This window comes from Microbacterium sp. P03 (assembly GCF_043556235.1).
Lineage (GTDB): Bacteria > Actinomycetota > Actinomycetes > Actinomycetales > Microbacteriaceae > Microbacterium.
Genome location: NZ_JBIGIM010000002.1, coordinates 401,974 through 416,369, shown reverse-complemented (window position 1 = coordinate 416,369; position 14,396 = coordinate 401,974). Strand labels below are relative to the sequence as shown.

General features: G+C 69.8%; 12 protein-coding genes. 6 read left to right on the top strand and 6 right to left on the bottom strand.

What is annotated here, in order from left to right; translation table 11 throughout:
- Positions 1 to 274: 274 nt before the first annotated feature.
- A complete protein-coding gene (locus ACFXOO_RS09080; RefSeq protein ID WP_378840636.1) occupies positions 275 to 1,042 on the bottom strand; it encodes a 3-hydroxybutyrate dehydrogenase in 768 nt (255 codons plus the stop codon).
- Positions 1,039 to 2,430, bottom strand: a complete 1,392-nt coding sequence (locus ACFXOO_RS09075) for an MFS transporter (protein WP_378840639.1) — start codon at positions 2,428 to 2,430, stop codon at positions 1,039 to 1,041. The genes ACFXOO_RS09080 and ACFXOO_RS09075 overlap by 4 nt, the downstream gene beginning before the upstream one ends.
- A 100-nt stretch (positions 2,431 to 2,530) precedes the next feature.
- On the opposite strand from ACFXOO_RS09075, the gene ACFXOO_RS09070 reads away from it, so the two are divergent.
- Entirely contained in the window at positions 2,531 to 3,427 is an 897-nt protein-coding gene (locus ACFXOO_RS09070) for a LysR family transcriptional regulator (protein WP_394563373.1), read from the top strand.
- A gap of 69 nt (positions 3,428 to 3,496) precedes the next feature.
- A complete protein-coding gene (locus tag ACFXOO_RS09065) occupies positions 3,497 to 3,838 on the top strand; it encodes a hypothetical protein (RefSeq protein ID WP_378840643.1) in 342 nt (113 codons plus the stop codon).
- Positions 3,839 to 3,856: 18 nt separating this feature from the next.
- On the opposite strand, the gene ispG is transcribed toward ACFXOO_RS09065, so the two are convergent.
- Entirely contained in the window at positions 3,857 to 5,008 is a 1,152-nt protein-coding gene (ispG, locus tag ACFXOO_RS09060) for a flavodoxin-dependent (E)-4-hydroxy-3-methylbut-2-enyl-diphosphate synthase (RefSeq protein WP_378840646.1), read from the bottom strand.
- A 192-nt stretch (positions 5,009 to 5,200) separates the two neighbouring features.
- On the opposite strand from ispG, the gene ACFXOO_RS09055 reads away from it, so the two are divergent.
- Positions 5,201 to 7,138 (top strand): anthranilate synthase family protein, encoded by a 1,938-nt coding sequence (locus ACFXOO_RS09055; RefSeq protein WP_394563372.1) that lies wholly within the window; start codon positions 5,201 to 5,203, stop codon positions 7,136 to 7,138.
- 22 nt (positions 7,139 to 7,160) lie between these two features.
- On the opposite strand, the gene ACFXOO_RS09050 is transcribed toward ACFXOO_RS09055, so the two are convergent.
- Positions 7,161 to 8,504 (bottom strand): M50 family metallopeptidase, encoded by a 1,344-nt coding sequence (locus tag ACFXOO_RS09050; RefSeq protein WP_378854072.1) that lies wholly within the window; start codon positions 8,502 to 8,504, stop codon positions 7,161 to 7,163.
- A 98-nt stretch (positions 8,505 to 8,602) separates the two neighbouring features.
- Here ACFXOO_RS09050 and ACFXOO_RS09045 point away from each other — a divergent pair, with 98 nt between their 5' ends.
- From ACFXOO_RS09045 to ACFXOO_RS09035, 3 genes are all read left to right on the top strand, one after another.
- On the top strand, positions 8,603 to 9,193 hold the full coding sequence (locus ACFXOO_RS09045; RefSeq protein WP_378854070.1) for a hypothetical protein: 591 nt from the start codon (positions 8,603 to 8,605) through the stop codon (positions 9,191 to 9,193).
- A gap of 122 nt (positions 9,194 to 9,315) precedes the next feature.
- Complete coding sequence (locus ACFXOO_RS09040; protein ID WP_378854068.1) at positions 9,316 to 10,215, top strand: DUF1775 domain-containing protein; 900 nt, start codon at positions 9,316 to 9,318, stop codon at positions 10,213 to 10,215.
- Between the two features lie 179 nt (positions 10,216 to 10,394).
- Positions 10,395 to 12,053 (top strand): Mur ligase family protein, encoded by a 1,659-nt coding sequence (locus ACFXOO_RS09035; protein WP_378854066.1) that lies wholly within the window; start codon positions 10,395 to 10,397, stop codon positions 12,051 to 12,053.
- A gap of 89 nt (positions 12,054 to 12,142) precedes the next feature.
- Here ACFXOO_RS09035 and dxr read toward each other — a convergent pair whose 3' ends face one another.
- Entirely contained in the window at positions 12,143 to 13,225 is a 1,083-nt protein-coding gene (dxr, locus tag ACFXOO_RS09030; protein ID WP_378854064.1) for a 1-deoxy-D-xylulose-5-phosphate reductoisomerase, read from the bottom strand.
- 165 nt (positions 13,226 to 13,390) lie between these two features.
- Positions 13,391 to 14,344 carry an FKBP-type peptidyl-prolyl cis-trans isomerase gene (locus ACFXOO_RS09025; protein ID WP_378840716.1) on the bottom strand — a complete coding sequence of 318 codons (954 nt, stop codon included), beginning with the start codon at positions 14,342 to 14,344 and terminating at the stop codon, positions 13,391 to 13,393.
- Positions 14,345 to 14,396 lie beyond the last annotated feature (52 nt).

Genomic DNA, 14,396 nt, shown 5'->3' with positions numbered 1-14,396 from the left:
GCCGCGCGCAGCCTGCCGGGCGCGCGCGGCGGCGCGCGCCTCGAGGGATCCGCCGAGCCCGGCCGAACGGTCGCGACACGCCGCGCGGTATCCCGCCGCGCAGCGCGCAACGGCGTGTCGCGCCCGTTCGCCGAAGGGACGGATGCCGCGTCCTGCGAGCCGGTATCGCCGACGGTCGCGACGCGCCGCGCGGTATCCCGCCGCGCAGCGCGCAACGGCGTGTCGCGCCCGTTCGTCGAAGGACCGGATGCCGCCCAAGACCGGCGAGCCGAGATCAGCGCGCCGACCAGCCGCCGTCCATCGTGTAACTGGCGCCCGTGACCATCGCCGCATCGTCGGAGGTCAGCCATCCGACGAGCGAGGCGACCTCTCGCGGCTCGACCAGGCGCTTGATCGCGCTCTCGGTGAGGAGGATCTTCTCGAGCACCTCCGACTCGGAGATGCCGTGCTTGGCCGCTTGGTCGGCAAGCTGCTTCTCGACGAGCGCCGTGCGCACGTACCCGGGATTGACGCAGTTGCTCGTGACACCGTGCGGCCCGCCCTCGAGCGCCGTCGTCTTGGACAGACCCTCGAGCCCGTGCTTGGCGGTGACATAGGCGCTCTTGAACGGAGAGGCACGCAGTCCGTGCACCGAGGAGATGTTCACGATGCGGCCGAAACCGCGCTCGTACATTCCCGGGAGCGCCGCGCGCACGAGGAGGAACGGCGCCTCCACCATCAGCCGGAGGATGAACCGGAACGCCTCAGGGTCGAAGTCCTCGATCGCGTCGATGCGCTGGATGCCCGCATTGTTGACGAGGATGTCGATGTCTCGCAGACGCTCTGCGAACGCGGCTCCGTCCATCTGCTCCCGATCAGCGAGGTCCACCGCCCAAGGCGTTCCCCCGATTTCACCCGCGACCGCCTGAGCCGCGTCGCCGTCACGGTCGGCGACGACCACGTGCGCTCCACGGGCGGCGAGGTGACGGGCGACCTCGGCGCCGATACCCGCCCCTCCGCCGGTGACCAACGCCCGGCGGCCTGCGAGGGCTTCTGCGCTCACGATCGAGCATCCGCAGGCGACGGCAGACCGAAGCGCGCGGCATCCGCCTCGTCGACGGCTCGGAGCGACGCACCCTTGGTCTCGCGCAGCGTCATCACCGCCACAAGTGTCACGATGCACGCTCCCACGATGTACAAGGCGATCGGCACCCACGAACCATAGCGCTGCAGAAGAGCCGAGGCGATGATCGGGGCGAGCGAGCCCGCCACGATCGAGGTGACCTGGTATCCCAGCGAGACCCCCGAGTAGCGCATCCGCGTGGGGAAGAGCTCTGCCATGATGGCCGGCTGCCCGGCGTACATGAGGGCGTGGAAGCAGAGTCCGATCGTGACGGCGAGCACGATCAAGGCGGGGTTGAGCGTGTCGAACATCGGGAAGGCGAAGAATGCCCAGGTCGCACCGAGAACGGCGCCGGCGAAGTAGACGGGCTTGCGTCCGATGCGGTCGCACAGACGACCGACCTGCGGGATCACGGCGAAGTGGACCGCGTGCGCGATCAGCAGCGCCAGCAGCAGCTGACTGGTGTCGTACTGGTGGACCGTGACGAGATATACGATCGAGAAGCTCACGATGATGTAGTAGAGGATGTTCTCGGCGAACCGCAGACCCATGGCCTTCAGGACGCCCTTCGGGTACCGGCGGACCACTTCGAACACGCCATAGCTGACGGCCTTCTCGGCCTCGACCTGCGCACGGGCTTCGAGGAAGATGGGTGCCTCGCTGACGTGCTTGCGGATGTAGTACCCGACGAGCACGATCACGGCCGAAAGCCAGAACGCCACGCGCCAGCCCCACTCCAGGAACTGCGTGGCGGGGAGGATCGTCGACATGGTCAGCAGCACCAGCGTGGCCAGCAGGTTGCCGACCGGCACCGCCGCCTGCGGCCAGCTCGACCAGAACGCCCGCGAGCGGTTCGGGCTCTGCTCGGCGACGAGCAGCACCGCGCCGCCCCACTCCCCGCCCAGAGCGAAGCCCTGAACGAAGCGCAGAACCACCAGCAGCGCGGGTGCCCAATAGCCGATCGAGCCGAAGCCCGGTAGGCAGCCGATGAGGAACGTCGCGACGCCGATCATGATGATCGTGACCTGGAGCGTGTGCTTGCGCCCGAGGCGGTCGCCGATCTGCCCGAACACGATGCCTCCGAGCGGACGGGCGATGAATCCGACGGCGTAGGTGAGGAAGGCGGCGATGATGCCGTCGAGCTGACTGCCGGCGCTGGGGAAGAACACCGTTCCGAAGACGAGACTCGCGGCGGTGGCGTAGAGGAAGAACTCGTACCACTCCACGACGGTGCCCACCATCGAGGCGGCGACGATCCGCTTCAGGCCGGAGCGCTCCGTCGAGGTCGTCTGCGCATCGCGCGTGCGGGGTGAATCTTCGGCAGTCATGTTTCTCCTCGTGGGTCGTCGTTGACTCAACTGAGTAAACGTGCACTGCAACGTGCGTGCAATGCCCATTTCAGCGCAGGCGCTGTGCAGAATTGCAGATATGACACCGGATCCACACGACCTGCTGGTTCTCCTCGCCGTCGCGCGCGGCGGGCGCTTCACGACGGCCGCCGCCACGCTCGGCCTCAACCACACCACCGTGGCGAGACGGATCGCAGCGCTCGAGGCCGCACTCGGCGGCCGCGTGCTCGCGCGCACCGTCGGCGGGTGGGAGCTCAACGAGCTCGGGCGTCGGGCCGTCCGCGCCGCCGAGGGCGTCGAATCGGCCGTGGCACTGCTGCAGACGCCGGACGCAGCATCCGCTCTCAGCGGCGTCGTCCGCATGTCGGCCACCGATGGCTTCAGCGCGTACGTCGCGGCGCCCGCCGTGGCGGGCCTGCAGCGCGACCACCCCCTACTCCAGGTCGAGGTGGTCACCGTGACCCGTCGGGCATTGCAGCAGCGCTCCGGGCTCGATGTCGAGATCGTGGTCGGGCGACCGCAGGTGCACCGCGCGGAGGCGTTCCTGTTGGCGGAGTACAGCCTGGGGATGTACGCCTCCCGCGACTACCTCGTCGAGCACGGCACCCCCGCCGATCTCGATGAACTGGCGCGGCATCCGCTCGTGTACTTCATCGACTCGATGCTGCTCGTCGACGATCTGGACGCCCCCCGCCGCCTCGTGCCGACGATGCGGGATTCGCTGACGTCGACGAACGTCTTCGTGCACGTGGAGGCGACCAGGGCCGGCGCGGGCATCGGACTCCTCCCGTGCTTCGTGGCGGACAGGCACCCCGACTTGGTCCGGCTGCTGCCGCAGGAGCTCACCGAGCGGCTGCCGTACTGGATGGTGCTGCGACCGGAGTCGCTCGATCGACCCGCCGTGGCGGCCATCGTGAACGCTCTGCGGCAGCGCGTGTCGGCGATGACGGATGAGCTGCGCGGCCGTGGGGTCTAGAGGAGACGGACGGTCCGCACCTGAGGTGTCGCGGCCCTCGCCGCAGGGTCGCACGGGATACTGAGAGGCATGGACCATGACGCGAACCGAGACCAGGATGCTGTCGACCGGGCGTCGGAGCACCTCGAGGCCGCCCTCGTCCCTCGGGCGGGGAGTCCGCTCGGCTCCGCGATGCGCACCGCGGCGTCTTTCGCCCTCGGTCTCATCACGCAGGATACCGATAGCGGGCCGTCGATGACGGACCTTGTGGTGACGCGTCGCGAGACGGGCGGCGAGATCCTCCGCCTCTCCGCGGGATCGCTCAGCGAAGCGGATCAGCTGCTCGGCCGCGTGCGCAAGGATCTGGCGGCGAAGTCGATCGCCGAGTTCCTCGCGGAGTGGCGCACCGACGACGATCCGGTCACCGACTGACGGCGGACCGCCCGCCGCTCAGGCCGTGACGACCTGAGCCGTGCCGATGCCGGCGTCGGGCCCCATCTCGGCAGCGAGACGGTTGGCCTCTTCGATCAGCGTGGCGACGATCTCCGCTTCGGGCACGGTCTTGATGACCTGGCCCTTGACGAAGATCTGCCCCTTGCCGTTGCCGGAGGCCACACCCAGATCGGCCTCGCGCGCCTCGCCGGGTCCGTTGACGACACACCCCATGACGGCGACGCGCAGCGGCACGGTCATATCTTTCAGTCCCTCGGTCACGTTGTCGGCGAGCGAGTAGACGTCCACCTGGGCACGGCCGCAGGAGGGGCACGAGACGATCTCGAGCTTGCGTTCGCGCAGATTCAGCGACTGCAGGATCTGGTGGCCGACCTTGACCTCTTCAGCGGGCGGAGCCGACAGCGACACGCGGATCGTGTCCCCGATTCCCTCCGACAGGAGGATCCCGAAGGCGGTCGCCGACTTGATGGTGCCCTGGAATGCCGGACCCGCCTCGGTCACACCGAGGTGGAGGGGCCAATCACCCCGCTCGGACAACAGCCGGTAGGCCTTCACCATGATGATCGGGTCGTTGTGCTTGACCGAGATCTTGAAGTCGTGGAAGTCGTGCTCCTCGAAGAGCCCGGCCTCCCACACGGCGCTCTCCACGAGGGCCTCGGGAGTCGCCTTGCCGTACTTCTGCATGATGCGCTTGTCGAGCGATCCTGCGTTCACCCCGATGCGCAGCGACACGCCGGCGGCCTTGGCGGCAGCGGCGATCTCGCCGACATTGCCGTCGAATTCGCGGATGTTGCCCGGATTGACACGCACCGCCGCACAGCCGGCGTCGATCGCCTGATAGATGTAGCGCGGCTGGAAGTGGATGTCGGCGATGACCGGGATCTGGCTCTTCTTCGCGATGATGTGCAGCACATCCGCATCGTCCTGCGAGGGCACGGCCACGCGCACGATCTCGCAGCCCGACGCCGTGAGTTCGGCGATCTGCTGGAGCGTGGCGTTGATGTTCGTCGTCGGCGTCGTGCACATCGACTGCACGCTCACGGGGGCACCACCGCCCACGAGCACCTTCCCGACCTTGATCTGGCGGGTCTTGCGACGGGGGGCGAGGACTTCGGGGACCTTAGGCATCCCGAGATTCACTGCTGGCACATCCCCCAGCCTACGCCGCACGGCCTGTGTGCGGCCCGTACCGCCGGGCGCGGAGGCGTTGTGATAGTTTCGGCCCATGTTCGCGAGCATCTCCTGGTGGCCCACCGCGTAGGCGGTGGGTGTTCGCGCGACCACACACCGCCTCCGGGCGGTTTTTTCGTAGGTGACCGCCCCCACGACGAAAGATCGACGATGACCGGGCACACTCCCCTCACGCTCGCGGCCCTGACGGCCGGCCGGATCCCCTTCGCGCTGATCGCGCGTGACGACACCACGGTCGAGCTGCTCACGGGCGACGTGGTCGATGTCGACCTGCTGGCGGACATTCCGCTGACGGATGCTGCGGGCGAGCGCCGCGAGGTGCTCGCCCTGGTCCCGTTCCGACAGGTGCGCGAGCGCGGCTTCGAATGCCACGACGATGGTGCGCCGCTCCGCTGTCTCGTCGTCACTCAGCACGACAGCATCAGCCGCGCCGACGCGCTCGCCCAGCTGCCGACCGCTCCTGTTCCGCTCGCGGACGCGGGGTTCGACATCGCGGACGAGGATTACGCCGAGATCGTGCGGCGCGTGATCGCGGAGGAGATCGGACGCGGCGAAGGCGCCAATTTCGTGATCAGGCGGGATTTCACGGCGCGAGTCGATACGGATGCCGTGACCGCCGCCCTCACCTGGTTCCGCGCGCTCCTCGCTCAGGAGAAGGGCGCCTACTGGACGTTCGCGGTCGTCACCCCCGGCCACATCGCCGTCGGAGCGAGCCCGGAGGCGCACGTGAGCGCCCGCACCGGGGCTCCGGCGGAGCCCGGCTACAGCACGGTGACGATGAACCCGATCTCGGGCACCTTCCGCCATCCCGCCGGGGGCGCGACGGCCGAGACGCTCACCGAGTTCCTCGAGTCGACGAAAGAGACCGAGGAGCTCTTCATGGTCGTGGACGAGGAGCTCAAGATGATGAGCGCCGTCTGCTCCGACGGCGGGCGCATCACCGGTCCGCACCTCAAAGAGATGTCGCGGCTGACGCACACCGAGTACATGCTGCGCGGCCGGAGCACCCTCGATCCCCGAGACATCCTGCGCGAGACGATGTTCGCACCCACCGTCACCGGTTCGCCGATGCAGAACGCATGCACGGTGATCGCGCGTCACGAGACGCGACCTCGGGGGTACTACTCCGGCGTGGCTGCGCTCTTCACCCCCAGCTCCGACGGGACCGGCCACGATCTCGACGCCCCCATCCTCATCCGCACCGCCTACCTGGTGGACGGGATGCTGCGCGTGCCGGTCGGCGCAACCCTGGTGCGTCATTCCGACCCCTACGGCGAGGTCGCCGAGACGCACGGGAAGGCCGCCGGCGTGCTGGGCGCCATCGGCGCCGTGGCCCGCGACGCCGCGGCGGAGGCGGCCGATGAGGTCGACCCTGATGCGCCGGTCGTTCCGCGCACCCGGCTGGCCGACGACCCCGAGATCGCCGCGCTGCTGCAGTCGCGCAATGCGCGTCTCGCGGCGTTCTGGCTGAACCCCCAGGACGCGGCGCCCGACGGAGCCCTCACGGGACGGTCGGCATTGGTGGTCGACGCCGAAGACCGATTCACGACGATGCTGGCCCATCAGTTGCGCCACCTCGGTCTCGAGGTCGCGATCGTGCCCTGGGACGAGGTCACCGATGAGCGAGTGGATGCCGCGGAGCTCGTCGTCTCCGGCCCCGGTCCCGGAGACCCCCGCGATCCGGAGAATGCGCGGATGATCCGCATGCGTGAAGTGGTGGTCCGACGGCGGGACTCGGGGCGACCGCTGCTCGCGGTGTGCCTCAGCCACCAGATCCTGGCGGACTCGCTCGGCATCGACCTCGCACCGCTGGCCGCACCCCACCAGGGGCTGCAGAAGACCGTCGACGTCTTCGGGACCGCCGCATCCGTCGGCTTCTACAACACCTTCACCGCTCGGGTCGCCCCGGGCGCGACGTCGATCGGTGCGGCGCAACTGGCCGCAGACCCCGAGTCGGGCGACGTGTACGCGCTGCGCGGACCGGGGTTCGCCTCCATCCAGGGTCACCTCGAGTCGATCCTGTCCCGCGACGGGATGGCGACCCTCGAGCGACTCGTCACGCATGCGCTCACGCCGGTCGACGCCTGACCGACGCGCACCCGGCCGCCGGCTACTGGATGATCGAGACCGGGTTGATCAGGTCGGCGAGGATGAGGATCGCGCCCATCCCGACCAGCAGGATCACGACGACGAACGTGACCGGCACCAGCTTGGTCGCGTCGACGGGCTGGGGGGCTCCGCGACGGAAGATCTTCGACCACGCGCGCTTGAGACCGTCCCACAGCGCCACGACGACGTGACCGCCGTCCAACGGCAGCAGTGGGACCAGGTTGAACACGAACAGGGCGATATTCAGCGATGCGAGCAGACCGAGGAAGCCTGAGACGCGGTTCAGGATCGGAGCGTCCGACGCCGCGACCTCGCCCGCGATGACTCCGGCCCCGACGACACTCAGGGGGCCGTTGGGGTCGCGCTCTCCGCCCGTGAACAGGGTCACGGCGGTGTCGTACACCTTGACAGGCAGCTGCCAGATGATTCCGGCGACAGCGCCGACGTTCTGCAGAGCGGCCTCGGGTCCTGCCCAGATCGGCTGCGGTGTCAGAGCGGATTGCGGACGGATCCCGATGAAGCCGACCTCCTGCGTCTGAGGATCGCCCTCGGCGTCGAGGACCGCGTTGCCCGAGGCATCCGTCACCGCCACCGTGTTCTCCAGGGGAGTCACCTGCAGGGTGAGCGCCTGTCCGTCACGGGTGACCACGACGTCGAGCTGCGTCGCAGGTGAGACGCGGATGATGGCGGATGCCTCGGCGAACGTCGCCACCGGCGTTCCGTCGATCGACTCGATGACGTCGCCGGGACGGATCCCCGCCGCCGCGGCGGGGGCGACGGGGTCGGACGAGGAGCAGTCCGTGCGGTCCTCGGCAGCCGAGATGACGCATTCACTCACGCTCGCGACGGTGGTCGTCGCCTGCTGGATGCCGATGCCGCTGAACACGATCGTGAAGAGCAGGATCGCGAGCAACAGGTTCATGAACGGCCCGCCGAGCATGATGATGATGCGCTTGTACACGGGAAGCTTGTAGAAGACCCGCTCTTCCCCGGCGAGGAGGGTCTCGTCGTTCGCGACCCGGGCATCCTGCACGAGGGTGGCGAAGAAGCCGCCCCCCGCACGACCCTCGAGCCGGCCCTCCGCGGCAGCGGCGCGTTCTTTCGGAGACGGCGGGTACATGCCCGACATCGAGATGTACCCACCCAGCGGGATGGCCTTGAAACCGTACTGGGTCTCGCCGTATCGCCGAGACCAGAGGGTCGGTCCGAAGCCGATCATGTACTGACCGACGTGCACGCCGAATCTCTTGGCGGGGACGAGGTGGCCGATCTCGTGCAGCGCGATCGACACAGCGAGCCCCACGATCATGAGGAGCAGTCCGATGATGAAAGCGACGACGGTCACACGCACACGCTACCGGCGCGCGGCTTAGGGTTGGCCGTGCGCCGGGAGACCCGACGCTCTGGTACGAATGAAACCAGACCGATCCCGGAAGGTCCCCCATGTCGCCGCGTCAGCTCCGTGCCCTTCGGGGCACCGCTGTCGCGTCGGCGGCCACGGTCATCGCCGCGGTCGCCCACACTCTCGGAGGCGGCGGGGCTCCTGCTCCGGCCTTCGTGCTGGCTCTCGCGGTGCTCGCGTCGCCGATCTCCGTGGCGCTCGTCGGCCGGCGGCTCTCGACGGTGCGCACGGCGCTGGCCGTCGCGACGAGCCAGGTGCTCTTCCACGTCGCCTTCGCCGTCGTCGGCGATGTCGCTCCTTCCGCCGCGAGCCCGTCCGCGGGCCACGCGCACGACATGTCGACGATGCTCGCTGAGGCGACGGTCGCGTCCTCGGGCGGGGACGTCGGCATGATCGGCGCCCACCTGCTCGCCGGCATCGTCACGGCAGCGCTGATCCTCCGCGCCGAGCGTGTCATCCGCGCCGTCGCGGGCGGCGTTCGTCGGATGCTCGACCGTCTCTCCTCCGCGCCGATGCCCCGCCCGGAGCCCGAGTCCGCTCGTCCTGTGGTGCGCGTCATCGCACTGCCCGCCTCGACGTACCGCTCCGACGTCTCCCGGCGGGGTCCGCCGCCACGGTTCGCGCGCGCCTGACGGCGCGTCCCGGGTTCGCGCGCGCTGACGCCGCGTCCCGCATCACTGCCGCGCACGGCGACGCCAGGCATCCCGTCGTCCGCGCGGGGCGCCCCGCGCCCTGCGCAGGGTCGACGTGGCGCGTGCGCCGCGCTCGTCTGCGCCCCGTCGACGTCCCGGACGAGGCAGCCCTCCGTCCGGCGCAGACGACGCACGCGGAGCCGCGCGGGCCGCGGCATCCGCTCATCATCGACATCTTCTCGGCGCGGTCCATCGACCGCGCTCACACCGAAAGCGAAAACTCCATGCACACCACACCGTCCATCTCACCCCTCACCGCACGCCGACGCGGCGCGCGTGCTCGCCTCGTGACGGGCATCACCGCCGGCGCTCTGCTCGCGATCGCGGTCCCGCTCGCCGCATCGGCTCACGTGCACGTGACCCCCGAGGAGGCGGCAGCAGGAGCGACCTCCTCGCTCACCTTCTCGTTCAGTCATGGCTGCGACGACTCTCCGACGCGCGCGCTCGTCTTCGACATCCCAGAGGGCGTGGGCAATGTCACGCCGGTCGCTCAGGGCGGGTGGACCATCTCGCGCGACGTCGGCAGCGACGGCGTCCCGACCCGGGTGACGTTCTCGAGCGACCAGCCGATCGAGTCCGGCATCAAGGCGACCGTCTCGATGGACGTCCTGTTCGACGAGTCCACCGCCGGCAGCACGGTCGCCTTCCCCCTCACTCAGGAATGCGTCGAGGGCTCCACCGCCTGGACCGAGATCCCCGCGGAGGGTGCCGATGACGAGAGCGTCGAGAACCCGGCGCCGGCCGTGGCGGTCGGCGATGTCGTCGCCGAAGGAGACGAGCACGGGACGACGGATGCCACGGCCGACGGCGACCATGCTCATGCGCAGACCTCGACCGACACCGCGGGCGCGGCATCCAGCGCCGCGACGGCAGACCCCGTGGCGCGGTGGCTCGCCGGCGGCGCGCTGGCGGCAGGCCTCGCCGCGGTCGCGGTGAGCCTGCTGCGCCGCCGCCGTCCCTGAGGCCGCTCGGCCGCCCGTCCGCACCGTCGCCCGTTGACGCCTTGACGCGCGCGAGCGGTCGCGACACGCCGTCTGCCCCGCGAGGCACACGGCGTGTCGCGGCCGTTCGCCGCACCGACACCGCCCGGTGGTCGCGGCACCTCACGAGCGTGGTCGCTCGATGAGAGGATGGACGCGCCATGTCGACTGCTGACGCACCCACGAACCTCCCGCCCGTCCTCCGACCGGAGAATCCGCCGGAGCGCTCGCTCACCGAACTCGCGAGCCGGTTCGCCCGCGAGGTCCGGGGTGAGACGGACGGCATCATCGTGACCGGCATCACGCTGGCGACGGCCGATCTGCGCCCCGGCGAGGCGTTCGTCGCGATCCGCGGCGTGAACCGCCATGGCGCGGAGTTCGCCTCGGCGGCCGCCGCGAAGGGTGCCGTCGCCATCGTCACGGATGCCGGGGGCGCGGACATCGCGGCGGAGTCCGGGCTTCCCGTGCTGGTCGTCGACGACCCGCGCGGAGCACTCGGCGACCTCTCGGCGTGGGTCTACGGCACGGGCCAGGACGATGTCCTTCCGCTGCTGTTCGGAACGACCGGTACGAACGGCAAGACCAGCGTCTCCCACCTCCTCGAGGGCATCCTCGGTCAGCTGGGCGTGATCTCGGGCCTCTCCTCCACCGCTGAACGACACATCGCGGGTGACGTCATCGTCTCGAGGCTGACCACCCCCGAGGCTTCCGAGATGCACGCCCTCCTTGCGCTCATGCGCGAGCGCGGAGTCGAGGCCGTGGCCGTCGAGGTCAGTGCGCAGGCGCTCTCCCGTCGCCGTGTCGACGGCATCGTGTTCGACGTCGCCGGGTTCACGAACCTCACCCACGATCACCTCGACGACTACGCCGACATGAGGGAGTACTTCGAGGCGAAGCTGCCGCTGTTCCGCGCCGACCGGGCACGCCGCGCCGTGATCTCGCTCGACTCCGCGCCGAGCGCGGAGGTCGTGGCGCGGTGCGAGGTGCCGTTCGTCACGGTGGGCACACCGGCGATCGCCGCAGATCCGGATGCCGCAGCATCCGCCGACTGGACGGTCGAGATCCTCGACGAACGTCAAGACGGCACCGAGTTCACGCTGAGCGGCCCCGACGCTCGGTCACTGCGGACCGTCGTGCCGGTGATCGGGCGCCACATGGCGGCCAACGCCGGGCTCGCGATCGTGATGCTGCTCGAGGGCGGTTACGGCTGGGACGCGCTGACAGCGGCCCTGGACGGCGGCCGTATCGACGCCTACCTGCCCGGCCGCACGCAGCTGGTCTCGGGAGAGCGCGGACCGGCCGTGTTCGTCGACTTCGGGCACTCCCCCGACGCCTTCGAGAAGACCCTCGCCGCCGTCCGGCGGGTCACGCCGGGCAAGGTCGTCATGCTGTTCGGCGCCGACGGCGACCGTGATGCGACCAAGCGGCACGACATGGGACGCACGGGAGTCGAGGGCAGCGACATCCTCGTGATCACCGACCACCACCCTCGACATGAAGATCCGGATTCCATCCGCGCGACCCTCATCGAAGGTGCGAGGATCGCGCGACCGGATGCCGAGATCCTCGAGTTCTCCCCCCCGGAGCGCGCGATCGTCGAAGCGGTGGCGCTCGTCGGCGAGGGCGATGCGATCCTGTGGGCGGGCCCCGGACACCAGGACTACCGCGACATCCGCGGTGTGCGCACGCCCTACTCGGCGAGGGAGCTCGCCCGGCGCGCGCTGCGGGCTGCGGGCTGGCCCGTCCCGGAGCCGCATTGGGCGGTGCCGTATCCGGACGACCGCGTCATCGCGTCCGACCCGGAGCGCCCGATCGACTGAGCACTGGCCGACGCGGCGCGAGGCCCCGGGTGACCGCGTCTTCGATCATTCGCAGGAATCGCGGGGCTGGCCGCGCCGGCACGCCCCTCTCAGGACGCGGCTATCGCCGTGTCGGCTGTGCGGCGGGCCCACGCTTCGGCCTCGGCCAGCGACTCGCGGGTGAGGGACTCGGGAGCCTCGTGGCTGTCCAGCACCCGGGAGACGGTGTCGACGATCCCGGTGAAGGACAGTCGGCCTTCATGGAAGGCGTCGACGGCCTGCTCGTTGGCCGCGTTCAGCACCGCGGGGTAGGTGCCGCCCGCTCGGCCCGCCCGCTTCGCGATCGAGACCGCGGGAAAGGCGCTGCCGTCGAGCGGCTCGAACGTCCAGGACGATGCGACGGTCCAATCCAGCGGCCGCCCCACTCCGCCGACCCGATTCGGCCAGTCCAGCCCCAGCGAGATCGGCAGGCGCATGTCGGGGGGCGATGCCTGCGCGAGGGTCGAGCCGTCGACGAACTCGACCATGGAATGGACGATCGACTGGGGGTGGACGACGACGTCGATGTCGTCGTAGTCGACGTCGAACAGGAGGTGGGCCTCGATGACCTCGAGGCCCTTGTTGATGAGAGTGGCCGAGTTCGTGGTCACCATGCGGCCCATGTCCCAGGTCGGGTGGGCGAGAGCCTCCGCCGGCGTGACGTCCTCGAGCGATACGCGGGATCGTCCTCGGAAAGGACCGCCGGATGCTGTCAGCACGAGTCGCCGGACTTCGGAGCGCTCCCCGGAACGCAGAGCCTGAGCGATCGCGGAATGCTCGGAGTCGACCGGCACGATCTGACCGGGCCGAGCGATGCCGCGCACGAGGTCCCCCCCGACGATCAGGGACTCCTTGTTGGCCAGCGCGAGGGTGCGGCCGGCCTCGAGAGCGGCCAGAGTGGGCCCGAGGCCGACCGACCCCGTGATGCCGTTGAGCACGACGTCCGCTTCGACGTCGCGGACGAGTTGTTCCGCCTCGACGGCGCCGAGGGCGGTGTGCTCGACATGGAAGGCCTCGGCTTGGGCGAGCATCTCTTCGCGCCGCGTCCCGGCCGAGAGCCCGACCACCTCGAAGCGTCGCGGATTCGCGCGGATGACGTCGAGCGCCTGTGTGCCGATGGACCCCGTGGACCCGAGAACGATGACGCGCCGCATCCCGTCAGCCTATCGGCGGGGTGCGGCGCGTCGCCCTGCCGCACGTCGCGCGATCACGCCGTGACGGACGAAACCCCCTGCCGCGTCGACACTCGCCCTGAGCGGGCAGATCTCGACGCGGCACGGGGGTCTCATTGAGGTCGTCGCCCGCGCGCAGAGCCTGCGCTACTGAGCGGCAGCGGCGGCGTGCTGGACGCCGAGGATGTCGACCACGAAGACGAGCGTCGATCCGCCGGGGATCTTGCCGCTGTCGGCGTCGCCGTAGCCGAGCGCGGGTGGGATGACGGCCAGAACCTGCGATCCGACGGTCTGACCCTCGAGCGCCTGCTGGAAGCCGGGCACGACTCCGGTGGTCTGGAACGATGCCGGAGCGCCGTTCTGCCAGCTGGAGTCGAAGACGCTGCCGTCACTCCACAGGACGCCCGTGTACTGCACGAGAACGGTGTCGCCGGATGCGACGACCTCGCCGTCGCCCTTCTTCAGGTCGGCGAGCTGCAGCTCGGCGGGGGCGTCACCCTCGGGGATCTCGATGGTCGGCGCCCCGGTGTCGTCGAGCGTCACCGTGGGGAGGCCGGCCACCGCCGGCTGGGGGTCGCCCCATGCCGCGTTGGGCACGGTCGCGAGGAGGTCGACGATGTAGACCTCGCTGGAGGTGTCTTCCGATGCGGGGAAGGTCGCGACGATCCGCGTGCCGGGCGTCGCACAGCCGATGATCTGCCCGAGCGGGTTGTCGGGCGAGATCTGAGCGGGCAGCACCTCGCCGGGCGTGTATCCGATCGAGCCGAGCTTCTCCCCCGTGTCGGCGCTGAACGCCGTCAATGCGTAGGAGATGAGCTCGCCGGATGCCACGGGGTCGCCCTCGCCTTCGGTCACGACCGTGCGCTGCAACTCGGTGACGTCGATGGGCGACGTGAACGTCGCGGTCGACTCCGTACCGAAGTCGCCGGTGACGGAGACCGCATCGGATGCCGCGCCGGAAGGCGCCGCCGTCGAGCAGAGATCGGCTGCCGAACCGCTCGGACTGGCGCTCGCGTCGGGAGACGACGATCCGGAGCAGCCGGCGAGCAGAAGCACCGCGGCGGCGGCGACGGACAGGGTGGCAAGCGGGCGGAAGCGCACGATGAAACCTCGAGAAAGATGGGGGAAAGGATCTCCATCCTCCCTCATCCTT